Below are 20771 nucleotides of genomic sequence, written 5' to 3'. Positions count from 1 at the left end.
ATGTGGGTGATGGCTGCAACTAAGGAGCCGCACGCGCGCCGGTGAGCTGGCCGGCGCGTCACTTGCGTGCTACGCGGCGAACCGGCCGCATGCCCGCCACCTGCGCCATCGATTGATGAGTCCGCGACACGGTAGCGCCACCCATCTGCGCCTAGCCCTTGGCCGGCACGGCAATCGCGCTGCCCTCGGGCACCACGCGGATCAGGCCTTCCTGCGTGGTGCTGGCGACCAGCACGCCATCGCGGGTGAAAAACTGCCCACGTGCCAGGCCGCGTGAGCCTTGCGCAGTGGGGCTGTCCAACGAGTACAGCAACCAGTCGTCGGTGCGGAAAGGGCGGTGGAACCACAGCGCATGGTCGAGCGAGGCCATCTGCACATTCGGCGTGTAATAACTGATGCCATGCGGAAAGGTGGAGGTGCCCAGCAACTGAAAATCCGAGGCGTAGGCCAGCAGCACCTGGTGCAGGCCGACATCGTCGCCGATCGGGTCGTTCAGACGCAGCCACATCTGCTGGAACGGTGGGCGCTTGGGCGGCTTGAGTTCGTCGCGCGGAAATACGTGGCGAAACTCGAACGGGCCACCGCGCGAGAGCCAGCGCTGCACCTTTGCCGGCAGGTTCGCCAGCACCTCCGGCGCAAGAGGTGCGGCCGGTTCGATGTCTTCCGGCGGCGGCACCACTGGCATCACCGACTGATGCTCGGCACCGTCTTCGTGTTCCTGAAACGAGGCCGCGCAGAAAAAGATCACCTTGCCGTGCTGGATCGCAGTGACCCGGCGGACCGAGAAACTGCCGCCATCGCGGGTGCGGTCGACGTCGTAGACGATCGGGTGGTCGATATTGCCGGCACGCAGAAAATAGGCATGCAGCGAATGCGCCTGGCGGCCGTTTTCCACCGTGGCCTGCGCGGCCGACAGGGCCTGGCCCAGTACCTGTCCACCGAACACGTACTTGGTGCCGATGTCGCGGCTTTGGCCGCGAAACAAATTGTCTTCCAGGCGCTCCAGCGATAGCAGGCTGATCAGTTCGGAGACGACGGGTTCGGCGGTGGCGGACAAGGGGCTGGCCTGGGCGTGCGACGGACCACGATTATAGCGGGCCGCCTGCGTACCACCGTTCAGGCCTTTTGCAGGCGTTCGACCAAGCCACGCAATGCGGCCTGCGCATCTGGCGCGTACCAGCCATCGACGAAGCGCTCCAGCTGGATCAGCTCCGGCGCCAGCGCCGCGCGCAAATCCGCCCTTGCCACTGCACGCGTGGCCAGCATTGGCTGACGCGGCAACTGTTGCAGCTCCTGCAGCCACGCCACCGCGCGCGCGGTGACCAGTTCGCCGTCGACCAGCTCGTCCACCAAGCCGATCTGGGCGGCTTGTTCGGCTGGTAGCAACTGGCCGGAAATCAACAAGCGTTCGGCACGATGCGCACCGACCACGCGGCGCAACAGCCGCTGGATACCTTCCGGCGCCGCCAACCCCACTTGCACTTCGTTCAGGCCGATGGTGTACGGCCGGGCGGTATCGGCGCTGCGCGCCATCACCCGGTAGTCGCAGCACAGCGCCAGCACGCAGCCACCGGCCGGTGCATGGCCGCCGATTGCCGCGACCACCGGCACCGGGCAGTTGGCCAGTGCTTGCGCTGCATCGAAGAAGGCGGTCCAGCTGGCCAGCAGTGCAGCGCGGTCGGTGCCATGCGACAGCAGGTGCGGTACATCCATGCCACCGGAAAAAATGCGTGCGCTGCCCGATAGCACCACGCCGTCGACCGTGGCTTCCAGCTGCTGCACGGCCGCGCTCAGTGCCTGGCAGAGCGCGGTATCCAGTGCATTGACCGGCGGGCGCGCCAGACGGATTTCACGAATTCGGCCGTGGTCTAAGATCTGGATGCTCATTCGGGGCTCCTGGAGGTCGGGCCATGATAGACGGCAGTGACAGCAGGCGGCGCGTGCGGCGCAGCGTCATTGGCGCAGTGGCGCTACTGGTCAGTGCAGGCGCATCTGCGCAATGCATGCCGACCTTCAAGGACGGTTGGGTGCGGATTCCGCCGCCCGGTGGTATGGGCATGGCGGCAGGATTTGGCAGCTTTCACAACGACTGCCCGCATGCAGTGCGGATGACCGGGATCAAGAGCGCCGCCTTTGGCGAGGTGTCGCTGCACCAGACCCTGCAGACCGATGGGGTCAGCCGCATGCGTGCCGTGCCGGAGCTGTTGTTGTTGCCTGGCGCGGTGGTAACGCTGGCGCCAGGCGGGTTGCACCTGATGCTGATGCAGGCGCAGGCGCCGCTGAAGGAGGGCGCACAGTTGCCGGTGCTATTTATCTTGCAGGATGGCCGGCAAGTACAGGCCACGCTACAGGCACGGACGCGCGCGCCGAAGTAGTAACCGTCTCGCCCCGAGTTGCGGATCGGGCGCTGCACAGCAACCTGCGCTTTGTGCTTGCAATGCGTCAGTGCGGTGCGAAGTAAAGCCAGGCGCCGACGAAATCGTACGCGCCCACATCGCATCCAGAGCCCCAAGGCTTGCAATCACTCGCAGCCGTGGACGCCACCAAAAAAACGGCGGCCCCGCTAACGAAGCCGCCGTGCATCACTAACCTGCATCTGAGCAAGTCTGCGTCAGCTGCTCGCTGCGCGTACCGGATCCGGCAGTGCCGCGCTCTTGCCGGTCTGCGTATCGATCCACACCACCACCACGTTGCCATCCGAATACAGCACGCCCTCGTCCTTCTGGTCGACGATGCGATGGCCGATGGTGATGCTGCTGCTGCCCAGGCGCTCGACGAATAATTCCACCGTGATGTCGTTGGGCCACACCAGCGGGCGTTTGTAGTTGACGTTGGTGGCGGCAACGACCGGCGCGATGCGGTCGGTCATCGAGACGCCTTGTACGCCCAGCATCCAGCGCACGCGCGCTTCTTCCAGATACGAAATGTACTTGGCGTTGTTGACGTGGCCCATGCTGTCCATGTCGCGCCAACGCACGCTGATCGGGATGCGTGCCAGGATCTTGTGTTCGCTCATCAGCTTGCCTTCTTCTTTGCAGTTTTCTTGGTGGCGGACTTGGCGACCTTGGCCACCTTCTCCGGTTTGACCTTGCGCGGTGGGCGCGCATCCGGCTTGTTGGCCATTGCGGCCGGGCGGGTTTCGCGTGCCTTGACCGACGGCAGCATCTTGGCCAGGAACTGCCCGGTGTAGGACGCCTCGTGCGCGGCCACGTCTTCCGGTGTGCCGGACACCAGGATGGTGCCACCACGATGGCCGCCTTCCGGGCCCAGATCCACGATCCAGTCGGCGGTCTTGATCACATCCAGATTGTGTTCGATCACCACCACCGTGTTGCCCTCGTCGCGCAGCTTGTGCAGCACGCCGAGCAGCGCTTCGATGTCGTGGAAATGCAGGCCGGTGGTCGGTTCGTCGAGGATGTACAAGGTGCGCCCGGTATCGCGGCGCGACAGTTCCTTGGATAGCTTCACACGCTGCGCTTCACCGCCGGACAACGTGGTCGCGCTCTGGCCGAGCTTGATGTAGCTCAGCCCCACATCGATCAGCGTTTCCAGCTTGCGCGCGATCGACGGCACCGGCTCGAACAGGCGCAGCGCGTCTTCGACGGTCATCTGCAACACGTCGCTGATGTTGAAACCCTTGTAACGGATCTCCAGCGTCTCGCGGTTGTAGCGCTTGCCGTGGCAGACATCGCAGGGCACGTACACGTCGGGCAGGAAGTGCATCTCCACCTTGATCATGCCGTCGCCCTGGCACGCCTCGCAGCGGCCGCCACGCACGTTGAAGCTGAAACGTCCCGGCGAATAGCCGCGCGCACGCGATTCGGGCACCTGTGCGAACAGCTCGCGCAGCGGGGTGAACATGCCGGTATACGTCGCCGGATTGGAGCGCGGCGTGCGTCCGATCGGCGACTGGTCGATATCCACGACCTTGTCGAACAGGTCCAGATTTTCCACTTCGCGATGCGGTGCCACCGTATGCGAGGCGCCGTTGATCTCGTTGGCGGCCAGCGTGAACAAGGTGTCGTTGATCAGGGTCGACTTACCCGATCCGGACACGCCGGTGATGCAGGTCAACAGGCCTGCCGGAATCTCCAGATCGACATTCTTGAGGTTGTTGCCGGTCGCCCCGCGCAGATGCAGCATCATCTTCGGGTTGGGCTTGTGGCGCTGCTTGGGAATTTCGATGCGGCGCTTGCCGGACAGGTATTGGCCGGTCAGCGAGCGTGGCGAATCCAGAATGTCCTGCAGCGTGCCCTGTGCGCAGATTTCGCCACCGTGCACGCCGGCGCCGGGGCCGATGTCCAGCACGTGATCGGCCAGTCGAATCGCGTCTTCGTCATGCTCGACCACGATTACCGTATTGCCCAGGTCACGCAGCCGCGTCAGCGTGCCGAGCAGGCGTTCGTTGTCGCGCTGATGCAGGCCGATCGACGGCTCATCGAGCACGTACATCACCCCGACCAGGCCGGCGCCGATCTGGCTGGCCAGACGAATGCGCTGCGCTTCGCCGCCGGACAAAGTGTCGGCCTTGCGCTCGAGGGTGAGGTAATCCAGGCCGACATCGACCAGGAAGCCCAGGCGCTCGGCGATCTCCTTGACGATCTTGCTGGCGATCTCGCCGCGCCAACCCGGCAGCGACAGTCCACGGAAAAAGTTCAGTGCTTCGTTGACCGGCAGCACCACCAACTCCGGCAACGGGCGGTCGGCCACAAACACGTTGCGCGCAGCGCGATTCAGGCGTGTGCCGTTGCAGGCAGGGCAGGGCTGCTGGCTGACGTACTTGGTCAACTCTTCGCGCACAGCCGGCGATTCGGTTTCGCGGTAGCGCCGTTCCAGATTCGGCAGGATGCCTTCGAAGCGATGCTTGCGCGTGGTGCGCCCGCCCGCATCGGTGAAGTAGGTGAAGCTGATCACCTCATCGCCGCTGCCGAACAAGACTGCCTGGCGCACCTTGGCCGGCAGCGTGTTCCACACCGCATCCACGTCGAACTTGTAGTGCTTGGCCAGCGAGGCGATCAACTGGAAGTAGTAGGCATTGCGCCGATCCCAGCCGCGTACCGCACCCGCAGACAACGACAGTTCCGGATGCACCACCACCCGGTCCGGGTCGAAGAATTCGGCCACGCCCAGACCATCGCAACTGGGGCAAGCGCCCACCGGTGCGTTGAACGAAAACAGCCGCGGTTCCAGCTCCGGCAGCGAGTAATCGCAGACCGGGCAGCTGTACTTGGACGAGAACAGATGCGGGGCTGCGGCCGGGTCGTCCAGCGACTGCACCGCCACCATGCCTTCGCCGAGCTTGAGCGCGGTTTCGAAACTTTCCGCCAGCCGCTGCTTGATGTCTTCGCGCGGACGGAAACGGTCGATCACCGCTTCGATGGTGTGCTTCTGGCGCAGCGCCAGTGCCGGCACCGCATCGATCTCGTACAGCTCGCCGTCCACGCGCACGCGCACGAAGCCCTGCGCACGCAGTTGTTCGAACACCTGCGCATGCTCGCCCTTGCGGTCGCGGATCACCGGCGCCAGCAGCATGTAGCGCTGTTCCTGATCCTGGGTGAGCATGTGGTCGACCATCTGGCTGACGGTCTGCGCTTCCAGCGGGAAGCCGTGATCCGGGCAGCGCGGCTGACCGACGCGTGCATACAGCAGGCGCAGGTAGTCGTAGATCTCGGTGATCGTGCCCACGGTGGAGCGCGGGTTGTGCGAGGTGGACTTCTGTTCGATCGAAATCGCCGGGGACAGCCCTTCGATATGGTCCAGGTCCGGCTTTTCCATCACGCTGAGGAACTGGCGCGCATACGCCGACAGCGACTCGACGTAGCGGCGCTGGCCCTCCGCATAAATGGTGTCGAACGCCAACGACGACTTGCCCGAGCCGGACAGGCCGGTGATCACGATCAGTTTGTCGCGAGGCAGGTCGAGGTCGATGTTCTTGAGGTTGTGCGTCCGCGCGCCGCGGATGCGGATGAAATCCATCGCCATGGGGGATCCGATGTCGGGCCGGCGAACCGGCAGTGGTGCGAGCGTGCTCAGCAGGAATGAGTGGCAGTCGATCAGCCTACCCGCCGACCTAGGTGAGGGCAATTGCCCCAAATGCCAGTCTGACCGGGCCGTTGTGGCGACCGGATGATGCGTTGCACCCGCCCGATTCCGGTGCGCGGCGGTTGACCTGCTTGCAGGTTGACCCGAAACCGGCTAAGCCAGTACAATCCCGCTCCTGTCTGCCCTAGGGCACGTCAGTGCGACCATAATAACTACAGAGGAAAACCTGGTCATGTACGCAGTTCTGGTAACCGGCGGTAAGCAATACCGCGTCGCGCAGGGCGAAACGCTCCGCGTGGAAAAGCTCGAAGTCGAAGCAGGCAACGAGATCAAGTTCGACACCATCCTGATGCTGGGCGATAGCGATGGCATCAAGCTGGGCGATGCGCTGAAGGGCGCCTCGGTCACCGCCAAGGTCGTGGCCCATGGCCGCGCCGACAAGGTGCGCATCATCAAGTTCCGTCGCCGCAAGCACCACATGAAGCGTCAGGGACACCGTCAGTACTACACCGAAATCGAGATCACCGGCATCGCCGGTGGCGACAAGAAGTAAGGAGAACCAGTCATGGCACATAAAAAAGGCGTAGGTTCCTCGCGCAACGGTCGCGATTCCAACCCGAAGTACCTCGGCGTGAAGATCTTTGGTGGCCAGGCCATCGACGCCGGCAACATCATCGTGCGTCAGCGCGGCACCCAGTTCCATCCGGGCGCCGGCGTCGGCCTGGGTCGCGACCACACGCTGTTTGCGTTGGTCAACGGCAAGGTAGAGTTCTCGGTCAAGGGTGCGAAGAAGCGTCGTACCGTCAGCGTGGTTGCCGAGGCGTAATCGCCCGCTCCATGCAGGCCAGTTCGTAGCCGCGCCAGCGCGGTTGCGAACGACACGGAGAGCCCCGCTTCGGCGGGGTTTTTCGTTTGACGGCTGAGAATCGGGAATGGGGAATGGGGAATCGGAAAAGCCGGCTCCTAACTCCGTTTCGCTCTCTGCCGTCGTGCCGGTGAGTGTGCTCGCTGGCAGGAGTCACGCCGCTTTTCTTTGGCCGATTCCCCACTCCCTATTCCCAATTCCCGGTTGTAAGCTCATGAAGTTAGTCGACGAAGCAGAAATCCTGGTGACCGCCGGTAATGGCGGCAATGGCTGTGTCGGCTTTCGCCGCGAGAAGTTCATTCCGCTTGGCGGGCCCGACGGTGGCGACGGCGGTGCCGGTGGCAGCGTCTGGATCGTCTCCGACGAGAACGTCAACACCCTGGTCGATTTCCGTCATGAGCGCACCTTCAAGGCGCAGCGCGGCGAGAACGGCATGGGCCGCCAGGCCTATGGCAAGGGTGGCGAAGATCGCGTCATCGTGGTGCCGGTCGGTACCATGGTTGTCAATGTGCAGACCGATGAAGTGATCGGCGACCTGACCCAGCACGGCGATCGCCTGCTGGTCGCCAAGGGCGGCAAGGGCGGCCTGGGCAACATGCATTTCAAAAGCTCGGTCAACCGCGCGCCGCGCCAGTCCACCACCGGTGAAGAGGGCGAAGAGCGCCTGCTCAAGCTGGAGCTCAAGCTGCTGGCCGACGTCGGCCTGCTGGGTTTCCCGAATGCCGGCAAGAGCACGCTGATCCGCGCGGTGTCCTCGGCAACGCCGAAGGTGGCCGACTATCCGTTCACGACGCTGTATCCGAATCTGGGTGTGGTCAGCGTCGAGGCCTACCGCAGCTTTGTGATCGCCGACGTGCCGGGCCTGATCGAAGGTGCAGCCGATGGCGCCGGCCTGGGTACGCAGTTCCTGCGCCATCTGCAGCGCACGCGCCTGTTGCTGCATCTGGTGGATATTTCGCCGATGGATGGCGGTGTGGATGTGTCGCCGGTTGATCAGGTGCGCACCATCGAGCGTGAGCTGGAGCGCCACGACCCCGAGCTGTTGAAGAAGCCGCGTTGGCTGGTGCTCAACAAGGCCGACCTGATGTTCGAGGACGAGGCGCGTGCCGCTGCCGAAACCATCGTGGCCGAGCTGGGCTGGACCGCGCCGTGGTACCTGGTGTCCGCGCTGGGTCGCGATGGCACCTTCCCGATCATGAAGGACGTCATGGCATTCTTCGACCGCCAGCGCGAGGACGAACTCGAGGCGCGCAATGCGGGCTGAGTGCACGGACAGGCACACAAAAAACCCGGCCGAGGCCGGGTTTTTCTGTGCTACCGGAAGCCAGGCTTCCGGTAACGTCGCAGCTGATCGCTTACGCGGCCTTGATGGCCTTGATGCGAGCGGTCAGACGGCTCTTGTGACGCGCAGCCTTGTTCTTGTGAATCAGGCCACGGGCGCTGAAACGGTCGAGGATGGGCTGAGCAACGGCGAAAGCAGCTTCGGCGCCTGCAGCATCGTTGGCGTCAAGGGCCTTGATCACCTTCTTGACGGCGGTGCGCAGCATCGAGCGCTGTCCGGTGTTGCGCTCATTGCGCACAACGGTCTGCTTGGCGCGCTTCTTGGCGGACTTGATATTGGCCACGGTGGTGGGTTCCTGAAGAATCGGTATGGTGGAAAAAGCAAGCGCGAAAGTATGATGGACCTAGATATGTACGTCAAGTCAGTTGTCAAGAGGGATGCAGCGTGAGCAAGCCTGGCATGTTGAGAGGCCTGCTCTCATTCAGCAGTATGACCATGGTGTCGCGGGTGCTGGGGCTGGTGCGCGACCAGGTCATAACCACCACCTTCGGCACCAATGCGGTGACCGATGCGTTCTGGGTGGCCTTCCGGGTCCCCAATTTCCTGCGCCGGCTCTTTGCCGAGGGGTCCTTTGCCACCGCTTTCGTGCCGGTGTTCACCGAGGTCAAGGAAACCCGCCCGCACGCCGAACTGCGCGAGTTGATGGCGCGCGTGGCCGGTACCCTGGGTGGAGCGCTGCTGCTGGTCACCGCGCTGGCGCTGATCTTCGCGCCGGCGCTGGCCACGCTGTTTTCCAGTGGGGTCTATACCGACCCGGCCAAGCATGGCCTGCTGGTGGATCTGTTCCGTCTGACCTTCCCGTTCCTGCTATTCGTCTCGCTGACCGCGCTGGCGGGCGGGGCACTGAACAGTTTCCAGAAGTTCGCCATGCCGGCGCTGACCCCGGTGATCCTCAACCTGTGCATGATCGCCGGCGCCGTGTGGCTGGCGCCGAAGCTGGGTGGCACGCCGGAGAAGCAGATCATCGCGCTGGGCTGGGCGGTGCTGGCGGCAGGCATGCTGCAGTTGCTGTTCCAGCTGCCTTCGCTGAAAGGCATCAATCTGCTGACCCTGCCGCGCTGGGGCTGGCGACATCCAGGCGTGCGCAAGGTGCTGACCCTGATGGTGCCGACCCTGTTCGGCTCATCGATCGCGCAGATCAACCTGCTGCTGGACACCGTCATCGCGGCCAAGCTGACTGATGGCTCGCAGTCGTGGCTGTCGCTGGCCGACCGCTTTCTGGAATTGCCGCTGGGCGTGTTCGGGGTGGCGCTGGGCACGGTGATCCTGCCGGCGCTGGCGCGCCATCACGTCAAGACCGACCGCGCGGCGTTTTCCGGTGCGCTGGACTGGGGCTTCCGCACCACGCTGTTGATCGCGATGCCGGCAATGCTCGGCTTGCTGCTGCTGGCCGAGCCGCTGGTGGCGACCTTGTTCCAGTATCGGCAGTTCACGGCCTTCGATACGCGGATGACCGCGATGTCGGTCTACGGCCTGAGCTTCGGTCTGCCAGCCTACGCCATGCTCAAGGTGGTGCTGCCGGCGTTCTACGCGCGGCAGGACACCCGCACCCCGGTGCGTGCCGGCGTGGCGGCGCTGATCGCCAACATGGTGTTCAATTTCGCGTTGCTGGCGGTGGTCTACCAGATCATGGTGCCGCCCGAGCTCAAGGCGCAGGGCGTCATGCAGGCGCTGGGCAAGCAGCCGGGTCTGCACCTGGCGCTGGGCATAGCGAGCGCGCTGTCGAGTTATCTCAACCTGGCTTTGCTGTGGTACTGGCTCGGCAAGTCCGGCGTGTACCAGCGCCGGCCAGGGTGGGGCGGCTATGTAGCACGCCTGCTGCTGGGATGCGCGGCGATGGTGACAGTGCTGTTGGGCCTGCTGTGGTGGCTGCCATCGTTCACCGTGATGGAGAAGTGGGATCGTATCGGTTGGTTGGCGGTGCTGGTCGGCAGTGGCGGGCTGACCTATGTGGTCGCGCAACTGGCGTTGGGCTTGCGGCCGCGGCATCTGCGCGAGAACTGAGTCGTGGATGTCGAACGCTGCAATGGCCTGCTGGCGAGTGCCGCCAGTGTCTGCAGTCGGCAAGGGCCGCACAGCCGTGGCAGGTCCGCGCCGGTCTCTGCCGACGGTGCGGCCAGGGACCGATTGCCAGCCGCAGCCTGCCTAGGCCGCGCGTGTTGGTAACGCTGCGCTCGCTCGGTGCGAGCCATGCGGCTTGACAGGCACGGCTATACTTACAAGTTATGTATCAGCGAGGGCCGGCCGCAAGGCTGGCATCTGTTTGGATCGAGGAATGAGCAGGCTGTTTAGAGACGTCGAGGGCGGGACGCTGTTCCCGAACGGAAGCGTGGTCTGCATCGGCGCCTTCGATGGCCTGCACCTGGGGCATCGGACGTTGGTGCAGCACGCCGTCGCGCGTGCGCGTGCGCTGGGCTTGCCAGCGGTAGCGTTGAGCTTCGAGCCGCTGCCGCGCGAGTTTTTCGCCCCGGCCGCGCCGCCGCCGCGCCTGACCCTGGCGCGCGCCAAGATCGAAGGCCTGTACGACTTCGGTGCCGACAGCGTTGGCCTGATTCGTTTCGACGGCCGCTTGTCGTCCATGCGTGCAGAAGATTTCGTACGCCTGGGGCTGGTTGGCCGGCTGTGTGCACGCGAAGTGTGGATCGGCCCGGAATTCCGTTTCGGTCATCGGCGTGGCGGCGATATCACCTTGCTGCGTGCGTTGGGTGAGCAGCATGGATTTGTGGCTGGCGAAATCACGCCGGTGCACCTGCATGGCGAACGGATTTCTGCCACGCGCATTCGCGAGCTGCTGGGTGCCGGCGAGTTCGTGCCTGCCGGCGAATTGCTCGGCCGCCCGTATGCCATCGGTGGGCGGGTAGTGCGCGGCAAGCAACTGGGGCGCACGCTGGGCTACCCGACTGCCAATCTGCGTTTTCCGCGCACCCCGGCGTTGTCGGGCATCTACGCGACCTGGGTACATGGCGTAGCCGAGCGGCCGTGGCCATCGGTGTCCAGCTTCGGAACGCGGCCCACCGTGGCCGGCGTGGAGCCATTGCTGGAAGCGCACCTGTTCGATTTTCAGGGCGATTTGTATGGCCGGCATATCGAAGTCGAATTCGTCGCCAAGCTGCGCGACGAAGAAAAGTTCGATGGGCTCGATGCGCTCACCGTGCAGATGCACCGCGATGCCGAGCAGGCGCGCGCCGTGCTCAAAGCGAGCCCCTCGCGACTGCCTGCTACCGATGAGAGCGTTGCACGCTCCGCCGGTCTTTCCATTGAGGGGCAACACGGCAGTTCTTCGCACCGCTCTGCAGACGCAGACGCCGCCGCTGCCACTCCCTCGCACCATCCCCGTACATCACCTCACGCAGCGCAACGGTAGATTCCTGTGACCCACGACTACAAAGCCACTCTCCATCTGCCTGCGACGGAATTTCCGATGCGCGGCGACCTGCCCAAGCGTGAGCCGGCGATGCTGGACCGCTGGGAGCGCGAGGGGCTGTATGCGCAGCTGCGCGCCAACGCGGCAGGGCGCCCGTTGTTCGTGCTGCACGACGGCCCGCCGTATGCCAATGGCCAGATCCATCTGGGCCACGCGGTCAACAAGATCCTCAAGGACATCATCGTCAAGTCGAAGTATCTGGCTGGCTTCGATGCGCCGTATATCCCGGGCTGGGATTGCCATGGCCTGCCGATCGAGATTGCGATCGAAAAGAAGTACGGCAAGGTCGGCGTCAAGCTCGATGCGGCCGAGTTCCGTCAGAAGTGCCGCGAATACGCGACCGAGCAGATCGATCTGCAGCGGCGCGACTTCAAGCGCCTGGGCGTGGTCGGGGATTGGGACAACCCGTACAAGACGCTGGATTTCCGCTTCGAAGCCAACGAAATCCGCGCGCTGGCCAAGGTGGTCGATAACGGCCATCTGACCCGCGGCGTCAAGCCGGTGCATTGGTGCTTCGATTGCGGCTCGGCACTGGCCGAGGCCGAGATCGAATACGCCGACAAGGTGTCGCCGACGGTGGATGTGGCCTATCCGGCACGCGATCCGGCGGCGGTCGCTGCTGCGTTCGGCGCCAGCCTTCCGGCAGGCACCAGCGTGGCGGTGCCGATCTGGACCACCACGCCGTGGACGCTGCCGGCATCGCTGGCAGTGAGCCTGGGTGCGGAGCTCGATTACGTGCTGGTCGAAGGCCCGGCCGATCGCGGTCAGCCGCGCTGGCTGGTGGTGGCCGAGGCCCTGGCGGCCAGGGTGCTGGCGCGCTATGGCGTGGACGACGTGACAGTGCATGGCCATGCCAAGGGCGCCGTGCTCGACCAGATGCTCCTCAATCACCCGTTCTATGCCGAGCGCGAGATCCCGCTGCTGCTGGGCGAGCACGTCTCTGCCGAGGAGGGTACCGGCGCCGTGCATACCGCGCCCGGTCATGGTCAGGAGGACTATCAGGTGTCCAAGCAGTACGGCCTGCTGGAGCGCTACAGCGCCGCGCAGATCAATCCGGTGGACGGGCGTGGCGTGTATCTGCCCTCCACGCCGCCGCTGGGCGACACCGTGCTGGCCGGTCTGCATATCTGGAAGGCCAACGACGTCATCATCGAGGCGCTGCGCGACACCGGCGTGTTGCTGGCGGCCAGCAAGATGGAGCACAGCTACCCGCATTGCTGGCGCCACAAGACGCCGATCGCGTTCCGCGCCACGCCGCAGTGGTTCATCTCGATGGAGCAGGCCAATCTGCGTGCCGATGCGCTCAAGGCCATCGAGCAGGTGACCTGGTACCCGGCCTGGGGCCAGGCGCGCATCGCCGGCATGGTCGAAGGCCGCCCGGATTGGACCATCTCGCGCCAGCGCACCTGGGGCGTGCCGATCGCCTTGTTCGTGCATCGCGAAACCGGCGAGCCGCATCCGCGCAGCACCGAACTGCTGCGCCAAGTGGCCGACCGCGTAGAGCTGGGCGGCGTGGACGTGTGGTACACGCTGGACGCGGCCGAACTGCTGGGCGATGAAGCGGCCGACTACGACAAGATCACCGACATCCTGGATGTGTGGTTCGACTCCGGCGTGACCCATGAGGCAGTGTTGGTGGACCGCGGCCTGCCCAAGCCGGCCGACCTGTATCTGGAAGGCTCCGACCAGCACCGCGGCTGGTTCCAGTCCTCGCTGCTGAGCGGCGTGGCGATGGACAAGGCGGCGCCCTACAAGCAGTGCCTCACCCATGGCTTCACCGTGGACGAGCACGGCCGCAAGATGTCCAAGTCGTCCGGCAACGGCATCGAACCGCAGGAGATCATGAAGACCCTCGGCGCGGACATCCTGCGCCTGTGGATCGCATCGGCCGATTACAGCAACGAAATGTCGCTGTCGCAGGAGATCCTCAAGCGCAATGCCGATGCGTATCGCCGCCTGCGCAATACCGCGCGCTTCCTGCTCGGCAATCTGCATGGCTTCGACCCGCTGCAGCATCTGGTGGCGCTGGACGACATGGTGCTGCTGGACCGCTGGATCGTGCATCGCGCGCATGAGCTGCAGGAAAAGATCGTCGCCGCGTACGCGCGCTACGACTTCGCCGAGATCGTGCAGGCGCTGCTGAATTTCTGCAGCGTGGACCTGGGCTCGTTGTACCTGGACGTCACCAAGGACCGTCTGTACACGATGGCCGAAGACGCGCGCGGTCGCCGCTCGGCGCAGAGCGCGATGTATCACGTAGCCGAAGCGTTCGTGCGCTGGGTGGCGCCGGTGCTGACCTTTACTGCCGAAGAGTTGTGGGCGTATCTGCCGGGCGAGCATGTCGGCAACGTGTTGTTCGCTACCTGGTACGACGGGCTGGCGCCGCTGCCTGCCGCTGCCGCGCTGACCAGTGCGGATGTCGACAAGTTGCTGGCCCTGCGCGAGCAGGTGTCCAAGGTGCTGGAGCCGATGCGTGCCAATGGCGCCATCGGTGCGGCGCTGGAAGCGGAGATCACGGTGGCCGCCGATGCGCAGACCGCCGCGCGCTGGCAGCCGTTGGCCGAGGAGCTGCGCTTTTTGTTCATCAGTGGCGACGTCACCGTGACCGCGGCCAGTACCGACGACATCTTCGTCAGCGCGCAGCCGACCACCAAGGCCAAGTGCGTGCGCTGCTGGCATCACCAGGCCAGCGTGGGCAGCGATGCGCGTCACCCGGAACTGTGCAGCCGTTGCGTCAGCAATATCGAAGGCCCTGGCGAAGAGCGTCGCTGGTTCTAGCGTCGCTGGTTCTGATGTCGTGATTGCTTCTCCCGCGAGCGGGAGTCCGTTTCAATACACCTTCTCCCGCAAGCGGGAGTCCGTTCCAATTATTCCTTCTCCCGCAAGCGGGAGAAGGTGGCGCGCAGCGCCGGATGAGGGCCGCGATGGCGCATTCGGCGTTGCTTGCCGATTTGCCCGCCGGGCAGCTTCTCCCGAACCCGGGAGTAGCAACAGTTAAGGTGATTCCATGACCGCAAGACCCAAACCCTCTGCCTTGATCTGGCTCGTGCTGTCGGCCGTCGTAATCGGCCTGGACCAGTGGAGCAAGGCCTGGGTGCTGTCCAGCCTGCCCGAGTACACCCCGGTGCCGGTCATCGACGGCTTCTGGAACTGGTACCGCACCTATAACACCGGTGCAGCCTTCAGCTTCTTGAGCGATGCCGGCGGCTGGCAGCTGTGGTTCTTCACCGCGTTGGCGGTGGGCATCAGCGGCCTGCTGGCGTTCTGGCTGTCGCGCACCGCGCGCGGCGAATGGCGCAGCGCGCTGCCGTATGCGCTGGTGATCGGCGGGGCGATCGGCAATGTGATCGACCGGCTGATGCACGGCCACGTGGTCGATTTCATTCAGTGGTACATCGGCAGCCATACCTGGCCGTCATTCAATATCGCCGACTCGGCCATCGTGGGCGGTGCCATCGGGATTGCCGTGTTCGGGCTGTTCGACAAGGGCGGCAAGCGCGAGCCGGGAATCGGGAATCGCCCCTGAAGCCCGGTTGCCGACGCGCCCCGCTTGGTCCGACCCCTCTTTCTCCATTCCCGTAGAATGCTCGCCATGGATGTCCTGCTCGCCAATCCCCGTGGTTTTTGTGCCGGTGTCGACCGTGCGATCGAGATCGTCAAGCGCGCGATCGAGACGCTGGGCGCGCCGATCTATGTGCGCCATGAAGTCGTGCACAACCGCTTTGTGGTCGACGACCTGAAGCAACGCGGCGCGATTTTCGTCGAAGAGCTCGACGAGGTGCCCGATAACGCCACGGTGATCTTCAGCGCACACGGCGTCTCGCAGGCGGTGCGCCAGGAGGCTGAGCGCCGTGGCTTGAAGGTGTTCGACGCCACCTGCCCACTGGTGACCAAGGTGCATTTCGAGGTCGCGCGGCACTGCCGGGCCGGCCGCGATGTGGTGCTGATCGGCCATGCCGGGCATCCGGAAGTAGAAGGCACCATGGGGCAGTGGAGCCGCGAGCGCGGCCCGGGCACGATCTATCTGGTGGAAGACATCGATCAGGTCGCCACGCTGCAGATCAATCAGCCGGAAAATCTGGCGTACACCACCCAGACCACGCTGTCGGTCGACGACACCATGGGCATCATCGAGGCGCTGCGCGCACGCTACCCGGCGATGCAGGGGCCGCGGCACGACGACATCTGCTACGCCACCCAGAACCGCCAGGACGCGGTACGCGATCTGGCGCGGCAGTGCGATCTGGTGCTGGTGGTCGGCTCGCCCAATAGCTCCAATTCCAACCGGCTGAGCGAACTCGCCCGCCGTGACGGGGTGGAGTCGTACTTGATCGACAACGCCAGCGAGATCGATCCGGCCTGGATCGTCGGCAAGCAGAATATTGGCCTCACCGCCGGTGCGTCTGCGCCGCAGGTACTGGTCGATGGCGTGCTGGCCCGGTTGCGCGAGCTGGGTGCGGGTAGCGTGTCCGAACTGGAAGGTGAGCCCGAATCGATGGTGTTCGCACTGCCCAAGGAACTGCGGCTGCGTCTGGTCAGCTGACTGCGCGGCGGTGGCCAATGTTGCCCGCGGCAGAGTGAGCAGCGTTTGGGTACCGCCACGTCACTGGCGCCGGCCACGGTAGCCGCCAGCCCCTGGGGCGATTGACCAGCCCCCGGCTCCGCTCCTACAATGCACGGCTCGCCGGAATAGCTCAGTTGGTAGAGCGGCGCATTCGTAATGCGTAGGTCGTAGGTTCGATTCCTATTTCCGGCACCATCGCTTCAGCACTGGGTCGGCCCTTGGCCGGCCCAGTTGCGTTTTTGGCCTCTGCAGGCGCAATTTCACCCAGTTGTCGCATGCATTTCAGTGCGATTGCAGGCCGCAACGACGGCCATCACGGCACCCATCCTGGCTTACGCTGCGCTGCGACAACATGTCGCACGATTTTGCGCGCATTTATTGCGGCAGATCATTGCCAATGGGTTTCGTGCAGGTGCAGCAAAGACTAAAATTAGCGCGCTAACTCGTGTCTTCGGTCTGCGCGGGCCCGCCTTCAACAGGGAAGGGCATCGTCGGACATCTCCCTTGCCGGAGACGATGCGCGCGGCTGGCGTTCCTTCGCACTTGGATCGACCGATGATTCCGCTGAAACATCTCGGGCGTTTACTTCGTCCAGGTCTGATGTTGCCCTTCCTGCTGTTGGCAGGGTGCAACTCGGCCATCCTCAATCCGAAAGGCCAGATCGGCCACGACGAGAAGCAACTGCTGATCACCTCCGTGGTGCTCATGCTGATCGTGGTCATCCCGGTGATCGTGATGACGATTGCGTTCGCGTGGAAATATCGCGCATCCAACACGAAGGCGCGCTACGAGCCGGATTGGTCGCACTCCACCGCCATCGAAGTGGTGGTGTGGTCGATTCCATGCGTGATCATCCTGGTGCTGGCGGTGCTGACCTGGCGCTCGTCGCATGCGCTGGACCCGTACCGGCCGCTGGATTCGGACGTCAAGCCGCTCAACATCGAAGCGGTGTCGCTGGACTGGAAGTGGATGTTCATCTACCCGGATCAGAACATCGCCACCGTCAACGAGATCGCGTTCCCGGTGCACACGCCGCTGAACTTCAAGATCACCTCCGATACGGTGATGAACTCGTTCTTCATTCCACACCTGGGCACCATGATCTACGCGATGGCGGGCATGGAAACCAAGCTGCATCTGGTGGCCGACGAGCCCGGCGAATACTTCGGCCTGTCGACCAACTACAGCGGTCACGGCTTTTCGAAGATGAGCTTCAAGGCGCATGCGGTCGATCAGGCCGGCTTCGATGCGTGGGTGGCCAAGGTCAAGGCATCGCCGACGTCCTTGAATGCCGCCGAATATCAGGTGTTGGCTGCCAATCGCAACGACAAAGAACAGTATCCGGTCACCTACTACTCGTCGGTGCAGGACGGCATGTTCCGGTCGCTGGTCGACAAATACATGAATGGTCCGGGCCATAGCAAGGGCCATGGCGACCATGAGGCATCGGCTGCAGAGCCGGTCGCCATGTGCACTTCTGGAGACAAGTGATGCTAGGCAAACTTACCATCGAGGCGGTTCCGTACCACGAGCCGATCATCATGATCGCGCTGGGTGGTGCAGGCCTGCTCGGCCTGCTCATCGCGGGCGCCATCACCAAGTACAAGCTGTGGGGCTACCTGTGGAAGGAGTGGTTCACCTCGGTGGATCACAAACGCATCGGCGTGATGTACATCATCGTGGCGCTGGTCATGTTGCTGCGCGGTTTTGCCGATGCGGCGATGATGCGTACCCAGCAGGCACTGGCGGGTAACGGTGGCGAAGGCGTGTTGCCTCCGCACCATTACGACCAGATCTTTACCGCGCATGGCGTGATCATGATCTTCTTCATGGCCATGCCGTTTATGACTGGCTTGTTGAACCTGATCGTGCCGCTGCAGATCGGTGCACGCGACGTGGCGTTTCCGTTCCTGAACTCGCTGAGCTTCTGGCTGTTCGTGGCCGGCGCAGCGTTGATCAACATCTCGCTCGGCGTCGGTGAATTCGCGCAGACCGGTTGGCTGGCGTATCCGCCGTTGTCTGGGCTGGAATACAGTCCAGGGGTCGGTGTCGATTACTACATCTGGGCGTTGCAGGTCTCGGGCTTAGGCACGTTGCTGACCGGCGTGAACTTCTTCGTGACGATCATGCGGATGCGCGCGCCGGGCATGACCCTGATGCGCATGCCGATCTTCACCTGGACTGCGTTGATCACCAACATCCTGATCATCGCTGCATTCCCGATCCTGACCGTGGCGCTGGCGCTGCTGGGTGCCGACCGTTACCTGGGCACGCACTTCTTCACCAACGACGGTGGCGGCAACGCCATGATGTACGTCAACCTGATCTGGATCTGGGGTCACCCGGAGGTCTACATCCTGATCCTGCCGGCGTTCGGCATCTTCTCCGAATTGATCGCCACCTACAGCCGCAAGCGCTTGTTCGGCTACACCTCGATGGTGTACGCCACCTCGTGCATCGGCGTGCTGTCGTTCGTGGTGTGGTTGCACCACTTCTTCACCATGGGCTCCGGTGCCAACGTCAATGCCTTCTTCGGCATCACGACGATGATCATCTCGATTCCGACCGGCGTGAAAATCTTCAACTGGTTGTTCACCATGTTCCGCGGTCGCGTGCATATGACCTCGCCGGTGCTGTGGACCATCGGCTTCATCATCACCTTCACCATCGGCGGCATGACCGGTGTGATGTTGGCGATTCCGGCCGTGGACTTTGTGTTGCACAACAGCCTGTTCCTGATCGCGCACTTCCATAACGTGATCATCGGCGGTGTGGTGTTCGGCTACCTGGCAGGTCTGACCTACTGGTTCCCGAAGGCGTTCGGCTTCAAGCTCAACGAGAAGATCGGCAAGGCTTCGTTCTGGTGCTGGATCATCGGCTTCTTCGTGGCCTTCATGCCGCTGTACGTGCTCGGCTTCATGGGCATGACCCGTCGCATGAGCACCTACAACCATCCCGAGTGGGCGCCGTGGCTGTATGTCGCTGCGGCCGGTGCTGCGATCATCGGCATGGGTATCTTCCTGAATCTGCTGCAGATCGTTTACAGCGTGTGGAAGCGCAAGGAGCACATGGACTACACGGGCGATCCGTGGGATGGCCGTACGCTGGAGTGGGCAACCTCTTCGCCGCCGCCGTTCTACAACTTCGCCGTGCTGCCGCACATCGACGACCGCGATCAGTTCTGGGCCGACAAGCAGAATGGCAAGGGCTGGGTGCGTCCGTCCAAGTACGAGCCGATCCATATGCCGCGCAATACCGGTGCAGGCGTGTATATGGGTGCCTTCAGCGTGCTGATGGGCTTCGGTCTGATCTGGCACATCTGGTGGCTGGCCATCCTCGGCCTGGTGGGCATGATCGGTAGCTTCATCGTGCGCACCTTCGATGACGACATCGATTACTGGGTGCCGGCCGATGAAGTGGAGCGCATCGAAAACGCGCGCTTCGCCCTGCTCGAACAGCAACAGGCGGCGCAGGCCGCGAAGGTGGTATGACCATGGCTTCCTCGACCACGCTTGACCACGCCGCCCACGCGGGCGGCCACGATCACGACCACGAGCATCACGACGGCGGTGGCAACACCGTCTTCGGATTCTGGGTCTATCTGATGAGCGACTGCCTGCTGTTTGCCGGTCTGTTCGCCACCTATGCGGTGCTCTCCGGCGCCACGGTGGACGGGCCGACCGCCAAGGAGCTGTTCGATCTGAAGTTCGTGTTGGTGGAAACCTTCCTGCTGTTGTTCAGCAGCTTGAGCTTCGGCTTCGCGATGATCTCTGCGCACAAGCGCAGCATGACCGGCCTGTATGGCTGGCTGGGCGTGACCGCGCTGCTGGGTATCGGCTTTCTGTGCATGGAAGTCTGGGAGTTCAATCACCTGATCCATGAAGGTGCCGGCCCGGGGCGCAGCGCGTTCCTGTCCGCCTTCTTCACCCTGGTCGGAACCCACGGTTTGCACGTGGCGTCGGGCCTGTTGTGGATGGCAGTGCTGGTGATCCAGATCTCCAAGAACGGCCTGACTGCGCGCAACAGCACGCGTCTGGCCTGCCTGAGCCTGTTCTGGCACTTCCTGGACATCATCTGGATCGGTGTGTTCACCGTCGTCTATCTGCTGGGAGCGCTGTAATGGCCAATCACCACCACACCGAGACCGCGGCCGATGCGCATGCCGGCGGTTTGAAGTCCTACCTGATCGGCTTCGTCATGGCCGTCATCCTCACCGTCATCCCGTTTGCGATGGTGATGAGCGGGGCGTTCTCCAAGGGCGTCACCATCGTCGTGATCTCGGTCATGGCCGCGGTGCAGATGCTGGTACACATGGTGTACTTCCTGCATATGGATCGCACACCCGAGCAGCGCTCCAATGTGCAGGTGGGCCTGTTCTCGCTGCTGATCATCGGCATCGTTATCGTCGGTTCGCTGTGGGTGCTGCACAACATGAACGTCAACATGATGCATTGAGACGGCGCCACGCCGGATCGCGTCATGCTGTTATGAAGAAGGCCGCCAGCGATTGGCGGCTTTTTTTTGCGCATGAATT

18 protein-coding genes and 1 tRNA gene are annotated in these 20771 nt (G+C 63.6%); 14 read left to right on the top strand and 5 right to left on the bottom strand.

The features are described 5' to 3' along the window. Window positions 1-151: 151 nt before the first annotated feature. Together tesB and ABQZ00_RS14120 are read right to left on the bottom strand one after the other, a co-directional pair. Window positions 152-1057, bottom strand: coding sequence for an acyl-CoA thioesterase II (tesB, locus tag ABQZ00_RS14125; RefSeq protein WP_055845560.1), 906 nt, complete (start codon window positions 1055-1057; stop codon window positions 152-154). Window positions 1058-1116: 59 nt separating this feature from the next. Continuing rightward, window positions 1117-1887: an enoyl-CoA hydratase/isomerase family protein gene (locus ABQZ00_RS14120; RefSeq protein WP_323521836.1), complete on the bottom strand. Its 771-nt coding sequence runs from the start codon at window positions 1885-1887 to the stop codon at window positions 1117-1119. A 23-nt stretch (window positions 1888-1910) separates the two neighbouring features. On the opposite strand from ABQZ00_RS14120, the gene ABQZ00_RS14115 reads away from it, so the two are divergent. Further along, window positions 1911-2375: a copper chaperone PCu(A)C gene (locus ABQZ00_RS14115; protein WP_323538012.1), complete on the top strand. Its 465-nt coding sequence runs from the start codon at window positions 1911-1913 to the stop codon at window positions 2373-2375. Window positions 2376-2611: 236 nt separating this feature from the next. Here ABQZ00_RS14115 and ABQZ00_RS14110 read toward each other — a convergent pair whose 3' ends face one another. Then, entirely contained in the window at window positions 2612-3016 is a 405-nt protein-coding gene (locus ABQZ00_RS14110) for an acyl-CoA thioesterase (RefSeq protein WP_323538013.1), read from the bottom strand. Beyond that, complete coding sequence (gene uvrA / locus ABQZ00_RS14105) at window positions 3016-5982, bottom strand: excinuclease ABC subunit UvrA (RefSeq protein WP_055845551.1); 2967 nt, start codon at window positions 5980-5982, stop codon at window positions 3016-3018. The genes ABQZ00_RS14110 and uvrA overlap by 1 nt, the downstream gene beginning before the upstream one ends. Before the next feature lie 292 nt (window positions 5983-6274). On the opposite strand from uvrA, the gene rplU reads away from it, so the two are divergent. The 3 genes from rplU to obgE all read left to right on the top strand — a co-directional run bounded on the left by rplU (window position 6275) and on the right by obgE (window position 8171). Next, entirely contained in the window at window positions 6275-6595 is a 321-nt protein-coding gene (gene rplU, locus ABQZ00_RS14100) for a 50S ribosomal protein L21 (protein ID WP_005989959.1), read from the top strand. A gap of 12 nt (window positions 6596-6607) precedes the next feature. Beyond that, window positions 6608-6868, top strand: a complete 261-nt coding sequence (rpmA, locus tag ABQZ00_RS14095; RefSeq protein WP_002807880.1) for a 50S ribosomal protein L27 — start codon at window positions 6608-6610, stop codon at window positions 6866-6868. Between the two features lie 253 nt (window positions 6869-7121). Then, entirely contained in the window at window positions 7122-8171 is a 1050-nt protein-coding gene (gene obgE, locus ABQZ00_RS14090; RefSeq protein WP_055845546.1) for a GTPase ObgE, read from the top strand. A 91-nt stretch (window positions 8172-8262) separates the two neighbouring features. On the opposite strand, the gene rpsT is transcribed toward obgE, so the two are convergent. Next, window positions 8263-8532 carry a 30S ribosomal protein S20 gene (gene rpsT, locus ABQZ00_RS14085; RefSeq protein ID WP_002807888.1) on the bottom strand — a complete coding sequence of 90 codons (270 nt, stop codon included), beginning with the start codon at window positions 8530-8532 and terminating at the stop codon, window positions 8263-8265. Window positions 8533-8648: 116 nt separating this feature from the next. Between rpsT and murJ the strand changes: the two genes are divergently transcribed. The 10 genes from murJ to cyoD all read left to right on the top strand — a co-directional run bounded on the left by murJ (window position 8649) and on the right by cyoD (window position 20692). After that, window positions 8649-10253 (top strand): murein biosynthesis integral membrane protein MurJ, encoded by a 1605-nt coding sequence (gene murJ, locus ABQZ00_RS14080; protein WP_323538345.1) that lies wholly within the window; start codon window positions 8649-8651, stop codon window positions 10251-10253. A gap of 271 nt (window positions 10254-10524) precedes the next feature. Further along, the gene (locus ABQZ00_RS14075) at window positions 10525-11613 is read left to right on the top strand and encodes a bifunctional riboflavin kinase/FAD synthetase (RefSeq protein WP_323538014.1); all 1089 of its coding nucleotides are present in this window, start codon (window positions 10525-10527) and stop codon (window positions 11611-11613) included. 6 nt (window positions 11614-11619) lie between these two features. After that, the gene (ileS, locus tag ABQZ00_RS14070; RefSeq protein ID WP_323538015.1) at window positions 11620-14451 is read left to right on the top strand and encodes an isoleucine--tRNA ligase; all 2832 of its coding nucleotides are present in this window, start codon (window positions 11620-11622) and stop codon (window positions 14449-14451) included. A gap of 229 nt (window positions 14452-14680) precedes the next feature. After that, window positions 14681-15199, top strand: a complete 519-nt coding sequence (gene lspA, locus ABQZ00_RS14065; RefSeq protein WP_115561604.1) for a signal peptidase II — start codon at window positions 14681-14683, stop codon at window positions 15197-15199. Between the two features lie 66 nt (window positions 15200-15265). After that, window positions 15266-16216 (top strand): 4-hydroxy-3-methylbut-2-enyl diphosphate reductase, encoded by a 951-nt coding sequence (gene ispH, locus ABQZ00_RS14060; protein ID WP_115528229.1) that lies wholly within the window; start codon window positions 15266-15268, stop codon window positions 16214-16216. A 140-nt stretch (window positions 16217-16356) separates the two neighbouring features. Continuing rightward, window positions 16357-16432: transfer RNA gene (locus ABQZ00_RS14055), tRNA-Thr, on the top strand. A gap of 360 nt (window positions 16433-16792) precedes the next feature. Continuing rightward, window positions 16793-17728 (top strand): ubiquinol oxidase subunit II, encoded by a 936-nt coding sequence (cyoA, locus tag ABQZ00_RS14050; RefSeq protein WP_115512260.1) that lies wholly within the window; start codon window positions 16793-16795, stop codon window positions 17726-17728. Then, window positions 17728-19728 carry a cytochrome o ubiquinol oxidase subunit I gene (gene cyoB / locus ABQZ00_RS14045; protein WP_055845528.1) on the top strand — a complete coding sequence of 667 codons (2001 nt, stop codon included), beginning with the start codon at window positions 17728-17730 and terminating at the stop codon, window positions 19726-19728. The genes cyoA and cyoB overlap by 1 nt, the downstream gene beginning before the upstream one ends. Further along, window positions 19725-20357, top strand: coding sequence for a cytochrome o ubiquinol oxidase subunit III (cyoC, locus tag ABQZ00_RS14040; RefSeq protein WP_181112921.1), 633 nt, complete (start codon window positions 19725-19727; stop codon window positions 20355-20357). The genes cyoB and cyoC overlap by 4 nt, the downstream gene beginning before the upstream one ends. Then, window positions 20357-20692 carry a cytochrome o ubiquinol oxidase subunit IV gene (gene cyoD, locus ABQZ00_RS14035; RefSeq protein WP_005989936.1) on the top strand — a complete coding sequence of 112 codons (336 nt, stop codon included), beginning with the start codon at window positions 20357-20359 and terminating at the stop codon, window positions 20690-20692. Before cyoC ends, cyoD begins: the two co-directional genes overlap by 1 nt. Window positions 20693-20771: the final 79 nt, after the last annotated feature.

The organism is Xanthomonas sp. WHRI 10204, from assembly GCF_040202875.1.
Taxonomy (GTDB): Bacteria; Pseudomonadota; Gammaproteobacteria; order Xanthomonadales; family Xanthomonadaceae; genus Xanthomonas.
Note: the sequence above shows the minus strand (reverse complement) of the source record. Positions and strands in the feature narration are given on the sequence as shown.